General features: G+C 50.5%; 16 protein-coding genes. 6 read left to right on the top strand and 10 right to left on the bottom strand.

Features of this window, described 5'->3' with window-relative positions; all coding sequences use genetic code 11:
- Positions 1-81: 81 nt before the first annotated feature.
- Together ACF2G4_RS23085 and ACF2G4_RS23080 are read right to left on the bottom strand one after the other, a co-directional pair.
- Positions 82-1,542, bottom strand: coding sequence for a sugar porter family MFS transporter (locus ACF2G4_RS23085; protein WP_215845120.1), 1,461 nt, complete (start codon positions 1,540-1,542; stop codon positions 82-84).
- A 578-nt stretch (positions 1,543-2,120) separates the two neighbouring features.
- The gene (locus ACF2G4_RS23080; RefSeq protein WP_409076492.1) at positions 2,121-3,140 is read right to left on the bottom strand and encodes a LacI family DNA-binding transcriptional regulator; all 1,020 of its coding nucleotides are present in this window, start codon (positions 3,138-3,140) and stop codon (positions 2,121-2,123) included.
- A 107-nt stretch (positions 3,141-3,247) separates the two neighbouring features.
- On the opposite strand from ACF2G4_RS23080, the gene ACF2G4_RS23075 reads away from it, so the two are divergent.
- Positions 3,248-4,261, top strand: coding sequence for a Gfo/Idh/MocA family oxidoreductase (locus tag ACF2G4_RS23075; RefSeq protein WP_409076491.1), 1,014 nt, complete (start codon positions 3,248-3,250; stop codon positions 4,259-4,261).
- Positions 4,262-4,309: 48 nt separating this feature from the next.
- Here ACF2G4_RS23075 and ACF2G4_RS23070 read toward each other — a convergent pair whose 3' ends face one another.
- Positions 4,310-5,479 carry a Gfo/Idh/MocA family protein gene (locus ACF2G4_RS23070; protein WP_409076490.1) on the bottom strand — a complete coding sequence of 390 codons (1,170 nt, stop codon included), beginning with the start codon at positions 5,477-5,479 and terminating at the stop codon, positions 4,310-4,312.
- Positions 5,479-6,396, bottom strand: a complete 918-nt coding sequence (iolE, locus tag ACF2G4_RS23065) for a myo-inosose-2 dehydratase (protein ID WP_409076489.1) — start codon at positions 6,394-6,396, stop codon at positions 5,479-5,481. The genes ACF2G4_RS23070 and iolE overlap by 1 nt, the downstream gene beginning before the upstream one ends.
- 236 nt (positions 6,397-6,632) lie before the next feature.
- On the opposite strand from iolE, the gene ACF2G4_RS23060 reads away from it, so the two are divergent.
- On the top strand, positions 6,633-7,157 hold the full coding sequence (locus ACF2G4_RS23060) for a VOC family protein (protein ID WP_409076488.1): 525 nt from the start codon (positions 6,633-6,635) through the stop codon (positions 7,155-7,157).
- 1,019 nt (positions 7,158-8,176) lie between these two features.
- On the opposite strand, the gene pckA is transcribed toward ACF2G4_RS23060, so the two are convergent.
- From pckA to ACF2G4_RS23045, 3 genes are all read right to left on the bottom strand, one after another.
- The gene (gene pckA / locus ACF2G4_RS23055) at positions 8,177-9,808 is read right to left on the bottom strand and encodes a phosphoenolpyruvate carboxykinase (ATP) (RefSeq protein WP_409076487.1); all 1,632 of its coding nucleotides are present in this window, start codon (positions 9,806-9,808) and stop codon (positions 8,177-8,179) included.
- 177 nt (positions 9,809-9,985) lie between these two features.
- Positions 9,986-11,365, bottom strand: a complete 1,380-nt coding sequence (locus ACF2G4_RS23050; RefSeq protein ID WP_409076486.1) for an MFS transporter — start codon at positions 11,363-11,365, stop codon at positions 9,986-9,988.
- Between the two features lie 240 nt (positions 11,366-11,605).
- Entirely contained in the window at positions 11,606-12,832 is a 1,227-nt protein-coding gene (locus ACF2G4_RS23045) for a LysR family transcriptional regulator (RefSeq protein WP_409076485.1), read from the bottom strand.
- 127 nt (positions 12,833-12,959) lie between these two features.
- On the opposite strand from ACF2G4_RS23045, the gene galB reads away from it, so the two are divergent.
- The 4 genes from galB to ACF2G4_RS23025 are packed head-to-tail and all read left to right on the top strand — an operon-like array spanning position 12,960 to position 16,380.
- Entirely contained in the window at positions 12,960-13,700 is a 741-nt protein-coding gene (galB, locus tag ACF2G4_RS23040; RefSeq protein ID WP_332625024.1) for a 4-oxalmesaconate hydratase, read from the top strand.
- Positions 13,697-14,413 carry a 4-carboxy-4-hydroxy-2-oxoadipate aldolase/oxaloacetate decarboxylase gene (locus tag ACF2G4_RS23035; RefSeq protein WP_409076484.1) on the top strand — a complete coding sequence of 239 codons (717 nt, stop codon included), beginning with the start codon at positions 13,697-13,699 and terminating at the stop codon, positions 14,411-14,413. Before galB ends, ACF2G4_RS23035 begins: the two co-directional genes overlap by 4 nt.
- Before the next feature lie 2 nt (positions 14,414-14,415).
- Positions 14,416-15,498, top strand: a complete 1,083-nt coding sequence (locus ACF2G4_RS23030) for a 4-oxalomesaconate tautomerase (RefSeq protein WP_409076483.1) — start codon at positions 14,416-14,418, stop codon at positions 15,496-15,498.
- A 9-nt stretch (positions 15,499-15,507) separates the two neighbouring features.
- On the top strand, positions 15,508-16,380 hold the full coding sequence (locus ACF2G4_RS23025; RefSeq protein WP_409076482.1) for a DUF1932 domain-containing protein: 873 nt from the start codon (positions 15,508-15,510) through the stop codon (positions 16,378-16,380).
- 100 nt (positions 16,381-16,480) lie between these two features.
- Here the strand turns inward: ACF2G4_RS23025 and ACF2G4_RS23020 are convergent, their stop codons facing one another.
- The 3 genes from ACF2G4_RS23020 to ACF2G4_RS23010 are packed head-to-tail and all read right to left on the bottom strand — an operon-like array spanning position 16,481 to position 18,707.
- Positions 16,481-17,362, bottom strand: a complete 882-nt coding sequence (locus tag ACF2G4_RS23020) for a LysR family transcriptional regulator (RefSeq protein ID WP_409076481.1) — start codon at positions 17,360-17,362, stop codon at positions 16,481-16,483.
- A 39-nt stretch (positions 17,363-17,401) separates the two neighbouring features.
- Positions 17,402-18,118, bottom strand: a complete 717-nt coding sequence (locus tag ACF2G4_RS23015) for a DUF554 domain-containing protein (protein WP_409076480.1) — start codon at positions 18,116-18,118, stop codon at positions 17,402-17,404.
- A 10-nt stretch (positions 18,119-18,128) separates the two neighbouring features.
- Positions 18,129-18,707: a UbiX family flavin prenyltransferase gene (locus ACF2G4_RS23010; protein ID WP_409076479.1), complete on the bottom strand. Its 579-nt coding sequence runs from the start codon at positions 18,705-18,707 to the stop codon at positions 18,129-18,131.
- Positions 18,708-18,710: the final 3 nt, after the last annotated feature.

Here is an 18,710-nt window from a genome sequence, read left to right as displayed (position 1 = left end):
AATTTAAAACGCTAAGATGTGTTTTTTTATCAGCATTTCGCAGGCTTGCGGCTAATTAAAAATATATCCTTAGCGCAGGGCTTATATTTTATTTAGAGCCGGCTTTTTATGGTTGTAAAGCTCATAGAAGTAATGCTCCACTTGCTCAAGACTTCTTCCTTTTGTTTCTGGAATAAATCGTATGACGAAAACGCTACCTGCAATCCCAATAACAGCGAAAATTAAAAACGCGCCGGCAAGGCCGAATGCGGCTAGCAGCAAAGGAAACGCCATCGAAATAGCAAAGTTGGCGATCCAGAGTGAGAACACTGCGCCTCCCATGCATATTCCACGCATTCTGGCTGGGAATATCTCTGAAAGAAGTAACCAGGTAACGGGTGAAAGTGCACCCTGCTGGAAGCAGAGAAAAATTAGCATTCCAGTGAGCACCAGATAAGCACGAAGTAAGTTAACCTCACCAAGATGATATTCAGGCATAAAGAAGCAAATAGCACCGATGAAGAACAGGCTACAGGTACAACCAATCTGACCAATCAGCACGAGGGGACGCCGCCCAACCTTTCCAATTAGCCAGATACCCACCAGCGTCATAACAACCGATATGACACCATTGGAGATAGTAGCAAACAGAGCGGCATCATTACTCAGCCCAGCCGCGGTAAGCATGGTTGGAGCGTAATACATAATGGTGTTCACACCAGTAAGCTGCTGTATGGCGGCAATACCGACGCCGAGAAAGAAAATCTTCATCAACCATGGCGTGGCTAAATCACGAAGACGACCTTTACCCTGTTGTCGGTTTTCCTCGATAGTCTCTTCTATTTCTTCCAGTTCCCACTCAACATCTTCAGCAGCACGCGTTTTTTCAAGTACCTTGCGTGCTTCATTTGAGTTCCCTTTCATTACGTGCCAGCGTGGACTTTCGGGCATAAAAATCATGCCGAGCCATAACAGAACGGCCGGTACGGTAGAAAGGGCGAGCATCCAACGCCAGGTATTTTCCCCACCCCATATATCATTGAATGTTGCGTTTGAGATGTAGGCGAGCAACTGCCCTGAAACGATCATCAACTCCTGAAGGGTAACAAGCTGACCGCGTTTATTTGCCGGGGCAATTTCAGCGATGTAGACAGGCACGGTGGCGGCAGCACCACCCACGGCGAAGCCTAAAAATAGTCTTGAGGCAATCATCCATTGCACGTCTGGCGCAAAGGCTGAACCGACTGCACCCACCGCAAAAATAATCGCAAGAATGATGATGATGCGTCTTCTTCCGACGCTGTCGGAGAAATGACCCGCAGCCAGCGCGCCAAACGCGGCTCCAAATAACAGGGAGCTCGTAACCAGGCCAGTTGTGAAGGGGGTGAGTTCTAAATCACCACGCATGAAAAGTAGAGCGCCGGAAACAACACCGGTATCGTAACCAAATAGCAGTCCGCCCAACGTGGCGACGATAGCGATGATCTTAACAAACGGCTCAGTACGGGTAGCGCTGTTAGGGCCAGATGCAGGATTCGACGAGATGTAGAGTTCTTTATCCATGAAACCTCCTGGTAAAAACGGCTAAGAAACATTTAAGAATGTTAAGCAGCGCTCATCCTACCGGTATTTATATTCCGAGTTAAATATTATATGAAATTTTACTTTCATTTTGTGAGCTCAAGCATTTCATATACTTTATTTTGATGGGTTCACATCAATCACAAGTGTTGTCTGTGAATTGTTACCTTTCACTTATTATTGATATAGGCTTGCCGAGTTTTTATGAGGTATCAGATTTTAATGAGCCAGATAGAAGCTACTTAAAATATTCAGATAAAGAGTGATGCGATCATGCATTTTTGATTAATTTAAAAAGTCCTCTAAAAAATCATCTATACACTTTTGATTCTTTTGATTGTTTTGATTGTTTTGATTTAACGATCTTCCGAGAAAGATATTTGATACCAATTTTATGTGAATGCAAGAGTGTTAAATGTAGTGTCTTAATTTTATAAGGTTCGGTTAATTCTACTGCGTTGTCGAAAGAAAGTAATGCCCATTGAGATCTTATAACTGGCAATAATATGAAAATCTGCGCATTCATAACCCGATAACAAATATCATTCTTTAAATTTACGTTAAGCACTGTTCTCGGAGGTATAAATCACAAACTCTACTTTGCCCTCCGCGTAGGTATCCGGTTTCTCGCCTCCTTCCAGATGACGCAGCATGAGCTCTAGTGCCAGTTGAGCATGTTGCCGGGTATTTTGATCCAGTGTTAGCGCGATACTTTGCTGAGCCATTAGTTTATGTGTGGTGGCATAGAGTTCATGAGTGATCCACACACAGGAGTTGAGCTTACGATGACGAGCCAGTGCCTGGCCAATCTCGGTATTTCCTAAACCCGTGTTGTAAATTCCCAGCAAGTTGCCCGACTTAATCAGTTGTTTCTCCAGCATTTTACTGATGGTGTCACGTTCTTCCTGACCGGCAAGCACTTCTCGCAGGTGGATATGTGGATAACGCTCGGATAAAACATGATGAAAGCCCTCTATACGCTGTCGATGCGCGCTGTAATCCACGCGTCCGCTCACTATCAGCACTTCACCGGGTTGATGAAGCATTCTGCCCATCAAATGTCCTGCCGTCCGGCCAGCCTGCAACTGGTTGATTCCAACATGACAAAGCCGCGCTGCGCCAGGAAGGTCAGTGACCAGCGAGATAACCGGTACGCCGCGCTTCTGGCAGGTTTCCAGCGCCTCATAGATAGCTGGGTATTCATGCGCAAAAACGATCAGGCCATCACGCGTCTTGCTTCCGGCAAGAATGCGTTTTGCCACCCGTTCAGGCTGCGACTCTGGAATAAAAGTGCGGTGTAAGGTCAGCCGTCGATAACCCAAATTACTGGCGACATCGCTGAAGTCCTGTGCCAACTGCTTAAAGAAAAAAGAGTCATTACCACTAAGCAAAACTTCAATCTGCCATGGATGACGATGCTCCTCAGGCAAAATCCTGTTAAGGCCACTTTCACGCGCCACCTGCAACACTTTACTAACGGTCTCCGGCGATACTCCACCACGCTCATTGAGTACACGATCCACTGTTGCCAGACCGACACCTGCTCGCCTGGCTACCTCCTGAAGGGACATCTTTTTCATTTTTTCTCCAATGAGGTAAAGACCTCAAAAACAGGGTTTAGCCAGTGTAATCATCAAGGCTATCTTGACGATGCAGCTTTTCCCAAGGATATGACGGAGTTCAAAAAATGAGTAAGAAGCAACGTGTTGCATTGTTAGGTTGTGGGTTTATTGGTGAGGTACATGCAAAAAATCTGGTTGCACATCCCGGGATTGAACTGGTCTATGTGGCCGATACAGATCCGTCGCGTGTTGATATGTTTTCACAACGATTTGATACCCGTGGCGCAACAGCAAGCCAGGCTATTCAGGATGACAGTATTGATATGGTGTTAATCGCCAGCGCCACACCGACGCATGCAGATTTACTTGAAGCCGCAGCGCGTGCGGGCAAAGCAATCTATTGCGAAAAACCGATAGATCTGTCGCTGGATCGGGCGCGTCGGGTAGCAGATGCTGTCCTGCCATTAAATGTAGCCATTACCGTAGGTTTTAACCGTCGCTTTGATGCCAGCCATCAACAACTCAAGCAGCAGCTCCGGCAGGGGCGCATTGGTGAAGCAGAATTAATTCAGATGGTCTGCCGCTCGTCTGAAATGCCGCCACTCAGTTATTTGCAGGCGTCTGGCGGCCAGATGCGCGATCAGGCGATTCATTTCTTTGATCTGTTGCGCTGGTTAACGGACGACGAAGTCTGCGAAGTTGCAGCCATGGGCAGTGCATTAGTCCAGCCCGAAATTACCCGCTTTGGCGATGTGGATACCAGCGTCCTGTTAATGCGGATGCAGCGTGGTGCGCTGGCGCAGCTGGATAATACCCGCCGCACCGGTTATGGCTACGATGAACGTATTAGCGTGATGGGGGCTAAAGGTATGTTGGAATCAGGCAGTCAAAAGCCTCAAGGTGTGACCTGCTATCAAGGCAGTCAGATCCAGCAACCGGGGCTATTTCCCGACTGGTTCAGCCGAGTGCAGGCAACCTATTATGCTCATCTGGACGCTTTTGTCCGCTCCCTCAATGGTGAAAGCGTAACTGATTTGCCCGGCCTGGAGGATGGGCTGAAGGCACAGGCGATTGCCGAAGCTGCGGTCATATCGCTGGCAGAAGGTCGCTTCTGTCAGGTCGCGTTGGCTACGTTATGACCAAAAAAAGGCGGGGAGAGTCCCGCCATTATGACTAAGCACCTGCTCTCAGCGTTGAACCGACTCCCAGCGGCGTGAAGTCATTGACGTTTCAATGGCCGCCAGGATTTCCTGATTTTGCAGGCCAAACGCGAAGTTAGGGAAACAGTCATTGTCGCTGCATATCCCCATCACTAAATCGTGCATCTCGATTACTTTGACGTCGAAATAGCCGAGACCTCCGCCACCAAAATCGAAGCCAAAGAAACCTGAATAGGCGGGGATTTGGCTTCCTGCATAAAGGGTTTTAAATCCACGGTCGTGCTTATCATCATTGAAGCGGTAAACCTGAAGTTCGTTGAAACGCTCGCCATCCATATAGATTGTACCTTCGGTGCCGGAGACTTCCCAGAACACACCAAAGATGCGACCCGCACAGATACGTGACGCTTCAATCACCCCCGCAGCCCCACTGGTAAAGTTGACCAGGCACTGTACCTGATCCTCATTTTCTACCCTGCGCATCTCTGCGTTGTCATCAACGTGACTGGCATAACCGGCATCCACCTGCGGAACGGGACGCTCAGTGATACAGGTTTGCGCGCTGGCTGTGACTTCAGTGATATCACCCATCAAAAACTGGGCCACAGATAAGGTGTGTGCACCGAGATCGCCTAATGCACCACTACCACCAAGACGTTGTGAACAGCGCCAGGACCACGGCAGGTTTGGATCATTATAAAAACCTTGATCGAAGGTGCCACGGAACCGTACTGGCGTACCAATTTCGCCTCGTTCAATAATCTGTTTTGCCAGCAGCGCTGCTGGTGTCTTGATATTGTTGAACGCTACCATAGTTTTCACGCCAGCCTGCGCGGCGGCGACTATCATCTTTCTTGCCTGTTCAGCATTCAGTGCCAGTGGCTTTTCACAGTAGACGTGTTTCCCCGCTGCAATCGCTGCCAGGGCCATGTCCACGTGCAGATGGTTAGGTGAGGTAATGTCGACAACATCAACGTCAGGATCGTTAACCAGCTCCCGCCAGTCACCGTAGGCTTTTTCCGCGCCAAAACGTTTGGCGTTTGCATCAGCCAGTTCCTGATTTTGATCAGCCAGTGCGTAAAGATGGGGATGTAACGGCAGATTTGGATAAAGCATAGCAGCACGACGACAGGCATCAGCGTGGGCCTGCCCCATAAATCCTGAACCGATCAGGCCGATATTCAGTTGTGTTTTCATCAGGCATTCACCTCCGATTGTTGCGTCAGAGCAAAATGCTCGCGCATCCATCCGGCAGCGCGAGTGGCTGTGGCAAGCGGTGGCGCCCGATTTGGGTCCTGTTCTGCTTCAACGATCAACCAACCCTGATAGTGGCCCTGCTCTATAAAACGTATCAACGGAGAGAAGTTGATGGCGCCTTCTCCGGGCACGGTGAACAGCCCGGCACGCACTGCGTCATTAAAGCTCATGTCCTGTGCACGTACCTGTGCCAGCACGTCGCTGCGCACGTCTTTCAGGTGCAGATGTACAATTCGCTGACCCCATTTTTCCAGCACTGAAGCAATATCGACACCCGCCGCAAACGCATGACCGCTGTCAAACACCAAGCCGACATTATCGTGTGTGTGAGTAAGGAAGGCTTGCAGTTCATCGGCATGCTCAACGATCATCATCAGATGATGGTGATAGGCGAGCTTTAGGTTGTAATCACGTAACAGCACGTCGGCCAGAACATTGACCTTATGTGCATACTTGGTGATATCAATCCCACCTAACGCGGGCGATTGTGACAGCGGCGCATCAAGCGGTGCTTCGGCAGGCAACTGGCCGCATTCGCCATAAACCATCACGCTGGCACCCAGTTGTTGAAGTAAACGAGCATGATCCCGAACGGCTTCCAGCTCATCTTCGACGCTACGGTCTGCCAGAAAACCGCTGTACCAGCCTGATGCCAGCTGTAACCCCACGCCGTCTAGCAAAGGGCGTAATGTATCAGCATCACGCGGGAATTTTCGGCCTAGCTCAATACCCAGATAGCCAGCCTGCGCCGCCTGCTGCAGACAGGTTTCTAGCGGAATATCACCGCCTAAGTCCTCAAGCACATCATTAGTCCAGCATAGCGGGCTGACACCAAGTTTTATCGTGGTTAACGCCATGATTTTCTCTCTCCTTTTATGTTCGTGGGCACACTGTAATAAAGCCTGTCAGTAGCGCGACATCGATAAAATGAGGGGAAACCCTCACTGTTATACCTGGTCATATAGCAGCGAAAGGATCTACGCTTTATAAAAGTGCATTAATAAATCCTTATGAAAAGCTTGGGGTTAGGGCATGCAGCAATGATTCCATTTAGGCCGGGATAAAGAATGCAAGAAACACTGTCGGAGGACAAATGACTATTCGTGGTATTGAACATATCGGCATCACCGTTACCAGCTTACCGGACGCTGAACGTTTTTTTATTAAAGCTCTGGACGCGTCGGTCCTGTATCGCATTGTGCCGCCTGAAGATTCCGGTGCTGATGTTGGGGGTGAAGAGATGCATCCTCTTAATGGGTTTCCAGCAGAGATGAAAGTGACAGGCCTGGCGATGCTGCGATTAGCAAACGGATGCAATGTTGAGCTTTTCCAGACGGAACCGGCTACCGAGAACATCAAAGCTAATCCAGGGCAGGCGGGTATTAATCATTTTTCACTTTATGTGGATGATATTCACTCTACGGCTGAAAAGATGCGGGAGCAGGGTGCCAGGATGTTTGACGGGCCCAATGACTGTTTTGCTCAGGAGGAGGGGAAGGGTAATCAAACCTGGTTTGGTATGACGCCATTTGGCGTGCTGATTGAACTGATTACGTTGCCATCAAAAATTCAGTATGACGCAGGAGCAACGCAATCTCGCTGGATCCCGGCCTCCTGAACAGAGGCTGCCCTACTGCAGCTAATCATTGAATTATGCGTTGTACTTTAGTACGCAATTTGAGATCAGCGATCTGTTTAGTGCGCGTGCGCTTGATACAATCATTGGCTGTGGTGTTGCAATAACGGCACCACGTACGGCTTTCCACCAAGTTAATGCTGAAATCAGACATACGATCAGCGTCGCACAGTATTTAACCATTTCATTGGCGCAAGACAACAGCGTATCTTCGGAGTCCCTCAATTCCAGGCGAAACCTGCATCACCATACTATTGTTTTACAATAAGTTACTGATGCTGAAATCGATGCAGTTAGGCTGCGACAGCATGAGTCCCTTCCCATTTTGACGGTCGTTAGTGCAACAGAAAAACGGGTCTGGAAAATGTAAGTTCATGTCGGGTTACTCTTGCAGAAAAAATGCATGGCAATGACGTTCTTAAGACTCCCCGCGACTACATACAGACTGCGCAGTGGCTGGAGAAGCTGCATCGACAGCGCGAAGCGGAAAATATCCCTGCAAAATAAGCAGGACTGAGATGAGTTACGCGACATCAAGCAACCCGATGACTCTGCGTGCTCATGGCAGTAGGCAAAGCGAGCGTAACGGAATGAACAGAATATCTGCATTGGCGGGTGCGGCAGCATTGGTAACTTATTTCAGGTTCATTATCAGAAGGCAAGCTGCGTTCATTTGTTGATGACCCCCCTATATAAAATAAGGGGGTAAAAAGCCGACGTTGATGCAAGCGTTTTACTGAAGCATTGTATTTAGCAACATCACACGCATGCCATAAAACAGGGGACACGCTTGTACCCGGAAATAGAGCATGTGTTACTCGTGTATTTTGTCGGCAGGAGCAATGGACAGAAATCGCTGTTCGCATCAGGCCAGTGATTTAATCGAACCTCTAAAACCATCTTTATTTGCATTATCGATGATGTTTAAACTGGCAAATCTGCTGCGCCAGCGAGCGTTTCCACCTGCCACTCTTTATGGCTCAATGCCGCATAGTAGACTTTTAACTTTCCTCACGTAAATCTGGTCCTGCAAAAGCCAGCAGTTTGCCTGCTTCTGTGGTGCTGTATTGCTGAAAGTTATCAACAAAGAGCTGCGCCAGCTTGTTAGCTGCTTCCAGCCATTCCTTTTCCGAGTCCCAGTTATTTCGCGGATCGAGCAGGTTATTATCAACGCCCGGTATGTTGTCTGGTACAGAAAGATTAAAGACAGGAATTTCTTTATAAAGAGTATTGCTGACAGAACCGTTAAGGATGGCGCTGATAATGTTGCGAGTTTTGGTGAGAGATAAACGCTCGCCTTTGCTGTTCCAGCCCGTGTTAACCAGCCAGGCTTGTGCGCTGGTGTCAGCCATTCTGGCTTCAAGCACGCTGGCATATTGTGTCGGATGAAGCAGCAGAAAGGCAGCGCCATAACAGGCTGAGAACGTTGGAGTCGGATGGGTAATACCTCTTTCTGTACCCGCCAGTTTTGAGGTGAAGCCGGAAAGGAAATGGTACTGCATTTGCTCGCGGTTCAGACGCGATACCGGGGGTAATACGCCGAACGCATCAGCCGTCAAAAAGATGATGTGCGCCGGGTGGCCTGCGCGTGAAACCGGACGGACAATATTGTCAATGTGCGAAAGTGGATAGGAGACACGCGTATTTTCCGTTTTACGACCATCAGCGTAGTCCACGCTGCCGTCTTCTCTTACAACAACATTTTCCAGTAATGCTTCGTGACGAATGGCTTTATAAATTTCAGGCTCAGCTTGCTCGCTTAAATTAATCGTTTTTGCATAGCAGCCACCTTCGAAATTGAAGATTCCCTCATCATCCCAACCATGCTCATCATCACCGATAAGCTGACGTTCGGGATCGGTAGATAACGTCGTTTTACCCGTTCCTGACAGACCAAAGAAAAGGGCCACATCGCCATTGACACCTCGGTTGGCAGAACAGTGCATTGATGCAATGCCACGTTGAGGAAGAAGGTAATTCATAACGGAGAAAAGGCCTTTTTTCATTTCTCCGCCGTACCAGGTGCCGCCAATTAACTGGATCTTCTCTGACAGGTTAAAAGCGACAAAGTTTTCGGAGTTGAGGCCCTGAGCCTGCCAGTTTGCATTGGTACATTTGGAACCGTTTATTACCATGAAATCGGGGGTAAACTGCTCAATTTCTTCGGCATCAGGAGTAATAAACATATTTTTTACGAAATGGGCCTGCCAGGCAACTTCGGTAACAAAGCGCACAGCCAGTCGCGTAGCAGCACTCGCCCCGCACCACGCATCAATCACATACAGTTTTTTGCCTGAAAGTTGAGAGGCGACGAGCGATTTGAGTTCTGCCCAGACTTCAGGTGACAGCGGTTTATTGTCATTACGTCCCGTTCCAGAGTTAGCCCACCACAGGCTATCGCGGGTTGTATCATCCAGGACGATATATTTATCTTTAGGCGAGCGTCCGGTGAATTCGCCAGTGTCCACAGCAACTGCACCGGAAGTGGTCATTACTCCGCGCTCGTAGCCCTCCAGTTCTGCTGAAGTCTCATGCTCTACAAGGAGATCATAATCAGGGTTATAAATCACTTCTGCAGTTTCATTTATCCCAACTGACAAAAGTGTTTTTTCAACAGCCTGCTGAATATTCATATAATTTCTGTCCCATATACAGATGACGTCTTACTAAGATTTTTTTAAACAGAAGAATCACGTCCTATCAATCTTTGCCGATCTTCTTGCTACTTGCTCGATTAAGGAGAAATCCGATGATCAGACTATGAGAAACCATAATTCCACGAATAAGCTGAGCCATAAGAGCGACTTCACTTATCGGTTATTCAACGTTTGCGACAGTGCCGGAATTTCACCAAGTCCTGCGCCTTTTACCTTCATGGATAGTTGAATATTGCGATGAAAAACGATGCTGATCGCGGCAAGCAGCGCGGGCAGGGCAAGAATAAAAAAGATGGCTGACTGGCCCGGGAAAGCCCCCATCAACAGACCACCCAGTGATGAGCTGAGGATTGCGCCAATACGACCAATGCCGTGCATCCAGCTTACGCCCGTCGCGCGGATCTCGGTCGGGTAGTATGCAGGCGAGTAAACCTGCAGCCCATTTTGCGCGCCGTTAATGCACATGCCCGTGATAAAAATAATCACACCCAGCGCCACGCCACTCAGTCCAAACAGGCCTTGAGTAATCAGACAGACACAGCCGATTAAATACACCACGCCAATAACCCATTTCGCGCGCAGTTTATCCATCAGCGCACCAACAATGATGCCTCCCACCGGGCCACCTAGCTGGAACAAACCGGCAATAATGGCGGCTTGCTCCAGTGAAATACCGCCGGAACGCATGATGGTTGGCAGCCAGCCATTCAGCAGATAAATGACGAATAGCCCCATAAAATAGGTCAGCCAGAGAATGATGGTGCCGCGCGCAAAGCCGTGACGAAACAACTCTGCAATGGTGCTGTTGCGCTTAATACTGGGAGAGTTAAGGATAAAGGCACTCTCATCAGTGAAATTTCCGCCCATACGGTTCAGCAGCGCGGCAATTTGCGCACGCGGTGCCTTGCGTACCACCAGATTCAGCGCCGATTCCGGTAACAGCCAGGCAATAACCGGCAGCATGATCAGCGGCAGCGCACCACCGAAAATCAGCACGGCAGGCCACTGATAATGAGCCAGTAGCCCGGCGGCGATAAATCCACCCAGCCCCGAACCAATGTTAAAACCGCTGAACATCAACGTGATCATGATCCCTTTACGACGCTCGGGCATGTACTCTGACAATAGAGTCACGCAATTCGGCATCACTGCGCCTAATCCTAATCCGGCAATAAAGCGCAACAGGGCCATTTGTGTGGGCGAAGCAGCATACGCACAGGCCAGGCTGAAAGCGGAGAAGATCAGCACCGACAGTAAAATGACCCGCTTACGGCCATAGCGATCGGACATTGGCCCGGCAATCAGTGCACCCAGAGCCACGCCAAACATTGCCGCACCGAGAATCGGCCCCATTGCTGAGCGGCTGATACCCCAGTGTTCAATCAGCGCCGGGGCAATAAAGCCCATTACGGCAGCGTCATAGCCGTCAAACATAATGATAATCAGGCACAGCACCAGTACGCGCCACTGAAAGGACGAGACGGGCCGCGCATCAATCCACGCTTTCACATTGACAAGGTTATTTGCTGTCATGGGTACGCTCTCTTCTGTGCTACCTGAGGCAGCTGTCGTTGTGGTAAGAGAAAGGGTAACAATCCAGCAACACGTTAAGCGTGGTGAATGATTCTGTCTGTCAAAAAAGGCTTTTAGAGGTATGAGTAAGGTTTATATTGTGATGCGTTTAACACTGTCTAAAAATGCTATAAACAGCGCCAGAGTGCTTTGGGAGCCAGTCCTGACACCGGATATGTTCAGCTAAGATATGAATTTCGTTTAGGCTGTGTCAGATAGCGTCTCATCGATGCAGCTCAACAGGGCTTTTGTCGCAGGTGAGTGCAGCGCACCCTGACGGAAAGTTAAACCAATTTCACGACGCGTATCAGGCAGATTAAGCGTCAGCGGCGTAAGAATGCCGGCGCGTAACTCATACTCAAGCTGATGCGAAGAGACGGCGGCTACCATATCTGAATGAAGCAGCAATCCACGCACTATCGCCAAATCTCCACTTTCCACAACCGGCTGTGGCGCGGGCATGCCTAACGCCTGAAAGGCGCGATCTAACAAATGACGCGCGGGCGTGTTATCACGCGGCAGAATCCATTGCGTCTGTGTCAAATCGTCTGGCGTCAGTGGACGCCCAGCCAGCGGATGCTGCGGTCGCGCCAGTAAAATAAGCTCCTCATCGAATAAAACCTGATTATGAATATCTGGTACGGCATCGTTTTGACGCAGTGCGCCGAGAATGAAATCAATATCGCCAGCACGCATTTCCGTTACCAGCGCGCTAAAGGCACTTTCATTGGTCACCACTTTTATACCGGGGTAGCGCGTTACCAGCTGAGCAATTGCCAGAGGCAACACACTGCTGCGGCACAGCGGCAGTGCACCCACATGCACGGTGCCGGTCAGCACACCCTGGTGTGCCGCGAGATCTTCAGGAATATGCCGTATTTCATTCAGTGCGCGACTGATAAAAGGCGCTATTTCGCGCCCGGCGGGTGTAGGCATCATGCCTTTTGGCGTACGCTGAAACAGCGTTAATCCCGCTCCCTTTTCCAGCACTTTTAATGCTGCACTAACGGCGGGCTGACTGATACCCAATGACGTTGCCACGCTTTGCGTGTGATGAAGGCGGTGCAGCGCCAAAAAGATTTGCAGGCGGCGCAGGTTAAACAGCCAGATCGGTTCTGCTTCTTCGCGCCCACTGTCGCGCTGTTTCAGTTTACTGAGCACCGACGGAATCAAATGTAACTCTTGTACAGCGCGTCTGGCACGCGGCAGAACACACTTTCCCGTTTCTGTCAGCATCATGCCGCTTGCATGACGCTCGAACAGCGGCGTGGCTAAAGTGTGTTCAAGATCACGGATTGAGCGGGTGATTGCCGACTGGGTACGAAATAATTTGTTCGCTGCTTCCGAGACTGTGCCGCGATCTGCAATCATGCAAAATGCGCGTATTTGCATGATTTTTAATTCATTTTCTTCATGAGCCTTTTTCATTTTTTTCGCCGATAGTTTGAGGTCTGAATCACAACATAAATAAAAGTCATATCTGGCGCAATGAAAGGCATTATCCGCGCGTTGACCTGCATGGCAGGATGAAAAAAACAGCAAAACGTAGGATGACATGATGGAAAAGATCGCAAAAAAGAGTGCCTTAGTCGTCAGTGCCCACTCCGCTGATTTCGTCTGGCGTGCAGGTGGCGCGATTGCGTTGCATGCCTCTCAGGGTTACGACGTGCATGTGGTATGCCTTTCCTATGGTGAGCGCGGCGAATCAGCAAAGTTGTGGCGCAAAGGCAATATGACTGAAGCAATCGTGAAGCAGAGTCGACAAGAAGAAGCCGAAGCTGCGGCCAAAATTCTCGGGGCAAGCATTGAATTCTTTGATCTTGGCGATTATCCACTACGTGCAGATAAAGAAACGCTGTTCCGCCTTGCAGACGTGTTCCGTAAAGTCCAACCGCACTTTGTTCTGACTCATTCAGTGAATGACCCTTATAACTACGATCATCCGCTGGCCGCTAACCTGACTCAGGAAGCCCGCATCATTGCGCAGGCCGAAGGTTATCGTCCCGGTGAAACCATTATCGGTGCACCTCCGGTTTACTGCTTTGAGCCACACCAGCCGGAGCAGTGCAACTGGAAACCCGATGTTCTCCTGGATATTACGTCGGTCTGGGATAAAAAATATGCCGCCATCCAGTGCATGGCGGGGCAGGAGCACCTCTGGGAATACTATACGCGCGTAGCATTACAACGTGGTGTACAGGCTAAGCGTAACGTAGGGATCACCTCATCTAAAGTGATTAGCCACGGCGAGGGCTATCAGAGTCTGTTTCCTCGCGTAACGGAGGATTTGTCATGAGTCTGGTGAATAAAAAAGGCGTAGTCGTGAGAAATATTGAGCGCGCCGAGTCCGAGCTGGTCGCACAATTTGCACGCTATGGCGTGGCGACCACGCATGAAGCGCAGGGACGAAGTGGCCTGCTTGATGTTCGTGTGCGCCCGGTTCAGCAAAACCGCACTGTCGCGGGTAGCGCCGTGACCGTGCTGGTCTCACCTGGCGATAACTGGATGTTCCACGTTGCAGTAGAACAGTGTCAGCCGGGCGACATATTACTGGTAGCGCCGACCTCAGATTGCCACGACGGTTTTTTTGGCGATTTGCTGGCAACGTCATTGCAGGCGCGCGGTGTGGTCGCTCTGGTTGGCGATATCGGTATCCGTGACAGCCAGACGCTGCGTGACATGAATTTTCCCGTCTGGTCGCGAGCTATTTATGCGCAGGGTACGGTGAAAGAGACATTAGGCTCGGTAAATGTGCCGGTCGTCTGTGCCGGGCAACTGGTCAGTCCGGGCGACATCGTGGTGGCCGATGATGATGGCGTGGTCATTGTGCCGCGTGAGCAGGCTGAGGCAGTAAGTGCTGCGGCACAAAAACGCGTTGATGCGGAAGAAGGCAAACGTCAGCGTCTCGCCGCCGGTGAGTTGGGTCTGGATATTTATCAGATGCGTCCAGCGTTAGCTGAGAAAGGGCTGCGCTATGTGAATTCCCTTGATGAACTTAAGAAGGGCTGACGATGAAACAGACCTTACTCCCTTGCGTCCTGATGCGTGGCGGCACCTCTAAAGCTGCCTGCTTTCTGGCATCAGATCTGCCCGCAGATAACGCCACGCGCGATAGTGTGCTACTGGCCGTCATGGGTTCACCCGACACGCGTCAGATTGATGGTATCGGCGGAGCCGATCCGTTGACCAGCAAAGTTGCGATTGTTTCAGCCTCAACGCGTCCCGACGCGGATGTTGATTACTTGTTCGCGCAGGTTAACGTGGATAAAGCCGTAGTAGATTACGGGCAAAACTGCGGCAACATTCTCGCTGCGGTCGGGCCGTTCGCAATTGAAAAAGGGCTGGTGGCGGCGCAGGGAGAGGTCACACGGGTACGCATTTTTATGGTGAACACCGGGCAAATCGCAGAAGCATGTATCGCCACGCCTCAGGGAGCTGTGGAGTATGAAGGCGATGCGCAGATTGACGGTGTGCCGGGTTACGCAGCTGAGCAGATACTGAATTTCCAGGATATTGCTGGCTCCAGCTGTGGTGCGTTGCTGCCGACGGGGAATGCACGCGACAGCTTTGACGGAATTGATGTGACCTGTATTGATAATGGCATGCCTGTGGTGCTGGTACGCGCAGTCGATCTGCAACGAAGCGGGCTGGAAACGCGTGAACAGCTGGACAATGACGACGAGTTGAAAGCGCGGCTGGAGTCGATCCGCCTACAGGCTGGCCCACGAATGAACCTTGGCGATGTGGCACAGCGTACGGTGCCAAAAATGACGCTGATTGCCGCCCCGGAACAAGGCGGTGCCCTTACTACACGCACTTTTATTCCGCACCGCTGCCATGCATCCATTGGCGTATTAGGCGCGGTGAGCGTGGCAACCGCCTGTCTGATCCCCGGCTCTGTTACGGAAGGGCTTGCTGAGGTCAGCACTGCCCATGAACAGAGACTGGCTGTTGAACATCCCACTGGCGAGTTCAGCGTAATGCTGACGCGCGATGCGGCGGGCAACGTTATCAATAGCGGACTGATTCGCACTGCACGCCTGCTATTTGAGGGTCGAGTAGCCATTCCGGGAACACTCTGGTCAGGCAACTGAGGAGAACACATGACAGGTATTGCAATTATTGGTTTTGGTGAAGCTGGGCAGGTTTATGCTCAGGATTTATCGGGTGTTGCAAACGTGCGTGTCTGGGACAAAAAGTTTCTCAGCCAGCACGCTGAGCATTTGCGCGGGCTGGCGGGGCAAATCGCCGTTCATCCAGCAGATTCACTGAATGAGGCGCTGGACGGCGCAGATTTAGTGTTATCCCTGGTAACAGCGTCCAGCGCGCTGGACGTCGCAAAACAGGCAGCGCCGCTGCTGCGTACCGGTCAGATTTTTCTGGACTTTAATTCCGTTGCACCGGAAACCAAGCGTGCTGCCGCTGAGGTAATAGCAACAGGGGCAGGAGCGTATCTGGATGTTGCTGTCATGGCGCCGGTGCCGCCAAAGCGGCTTGCTACACCGCTGCTGATTGGCGGGCTTGCAGCACCTGTCGCTGCGGACACGTTAAGTGCGTTGGGTTGCAACGCGCGCGCTGCCAGTGAGCATATTGGTGACGTGTCGGCAATTAAGATGTGTCGCAGCGTAATGATTAAAGGTCTGGAAGGCTTAACCACCGAATGTCTCAGTGCGGCGCGGCAGTATGGTGTAGAAGAAGCCGTTTTAGCCTCTCTGCATGCCAGTTTCCCGTCGCTGGGATGGAACGATCAATTGCCGCATTATCTTATCAGCCGGGTTGCGGAACATGGCGTCAGGCGCGCGGAAGAGATGGGCGAAGTGGTGAAAACCCTGCAGGATGTCGGCGTGACGGGGGTAATGAGCCAGGCAACGCAGCAGGTGCAGGCCGGATTGCCAGCAAGAATGGCGGAGCAGTGCGTACGCTATAGTGATTTAACGCCGTTCATCTGGCAGGAGGCGTTAGATCGTTTGAGGTAATTGATCATGAGAGCGCCTACAAGCTACTGAGTCATTGCTTAAAACCAAACCTCAGATTTTTATTGCAGAGAAGATGAATAAAAGCCGCTTCATTCATTAACTATTCTTCTATCTGCTCATGCGCTAAAGGCCATAACAGCCGATCTCGTGCGGTACTGAGCGTGACGATAGCCGGTTTATAGATTGCAAACGGCTCTGTCAGCGGGCAGGCCAGATATTTTCCCTGTTGGCTGGGCACATATTCTGATCGCGGTATAATTGCCGCGCCATCAAAGCCCTGCTCCATCATGTCCAGAATCAGCTTTGGTTCTGAGACCTTGATGCTGATATTCACCTGCGACATGGTATCGAATAGCTTACTACGTAATATTTCATAGGTTCCTTCACCACCAATCCGGTGTAGCAGGATCAGCGGGATACCGCTTAAGTCAGCAAACTGCAGTGTTTTACCTGCAAGCATCGCTGTGTAGTGTGATGAGATTACCGCCACGCTGTCTATCGGTGCCAGCTCACGAATATCCCATGAATGAGACTGGCCGGGTATCTGCATTAGCGCGATATCCAGAGTATGTTCGAGCAACATTGCTTCGAGATGACTGGAATCTGAAACCACAACGTTGATATCCCATTCTGGGCGGTTGCGATAATAATCCAGCAACACAGGGTTAAAATAACGCAGATAAAGGTAAGAAAGGCCAATATTCACGACACGTTTTTTACGCGTGGCGATAGTAATGGTCTGCCGCTTAAGGCTGTTTATTTTGCTGAGAATGTCGCAGGATTGGCGGTAAAGAAAGGTGCCGGCTTCAGTCAGCACCATTTTACGTGGCGTGCGGGTAAACAGCGGAGAGCCTATTTCTTCCTCAAGTTCCTGCAGCCTTTTACCCAAGGGCGGCTGTGCAATATTAAGCACCCGGGCCGCTTTGCTGATCGAGCCTTGCTCAGCAATAGTGCAAAAGTACTGTAGTCGTTTCAAATCCATATTTTTTCCGCCATAGACTTACCCGTCATTACTGTAAACTCAGTGAATGAAGTACGTCCAGAGATAGCTGACCGGCATTACCAGTGCCAGCGCAGGCAGCATATTCGCGACTGGAAAAGATTTAATACCTGCGATGCGAAAACCGGCCGCCAGCATGACGAATCCGCCCGCTGCCGTAAAATCATTCATCATCGGTGCACTGGTATGCGGCATAATAAGCACTGCACTCGATGCCAGCAGTAGTTGCACGATAAGCTGCGGAATTGCGATTACCGCCACTGCATAACCGAGAACAGTAGCAAAAATGGCGGCGGTAAAAATATCCATGATCGATTTTACTAACAGAATATTGGCATCATGCGTCATGCCTTCCGTCATTGCGCCAATTACGCCTGTACCGCTGGCACAAAACAGTACCAGAATGGCAACGTAGCGTTCAGTGAAAGCGGCAGGATCCAGACCGGTATCCTGCTTCTGAAAGCGTGAAACCAGGCCTTTAGCCAAGTTGCCCAGGCGACCAATTTTCGTTTCCAGAAAAACGCTTTCACCCAGTGCTGCGCCAAGGATCAGTGCCAGAATAACTGCCGGCAAGCTGTGGATCTTGCCGATCAGTACAATGCCTAAGCCCATTGATGCCAAGCCAAACGTCATCGGAAGCGCCACCCGCAAACGCTCCGGCACCTTGTTACCCAAAAACGCGCCGGCTAAACCACCTACAAGTACCGCGCTGCCGTTAACAAAAGGTCCTACGACCATGACTTTCCCCTTAGCAATCGTTGCGTTGTTCACCCCAGCGCTTCAGATTGCCCACATCTAAATCAAACAGATCGAGGGCACGCGCCACGCTGTGATGAACCATGTCATCCACGGATTGCGGCTGCTGATAAAAAGCAGGCACCGGCGGATAAATAATTCCGCCCATCTCAGTGACGTACTGCATGTTGCGAAGATGCGTCATATTGAGCGGAGTTTCACGTACCATCAGTACCAGCCGACGGCGTTCTTTCAAAATGACATCTGCTGCACGGGTCAACAGGTTACTGGTCAGGCCCTGCGCGATTGATGCAAGTGAGTTCATCGAGCAGGGCGCAACCAGCATACCGAGTGTTTTAAACGATCCACTTGAAATGGAAGCACCTAAGTTGCTGATGCTGTGTACCTCATCTGCCAGTTCAGTAATATCCTGCCGCTGCCAGTTTGTTTCCATTGCACGCGTGACTTCTGCACCTTTGGACACCACAAGATGCACCTCGATATCCTGATCGCGCAGCAGTTGCAGCGCCTTCATACCATACTGAAAACCTGACGCGCCGCTTATGCCGACGATAATGCGCCTTCTGCTCACACC

Source organism: Pantoea phytostimulans, assembly GCF_046118715.1.
GTDB lineage: Bacteria > Pseudomonadota > Gammaproteobacteria > Enterobacterales > Enterobacteriaceae > Pantoea > Pantoea phytostimulans.
This window is presented reverse-complemented; position numbering and strand designations above follow the sequence as displayed.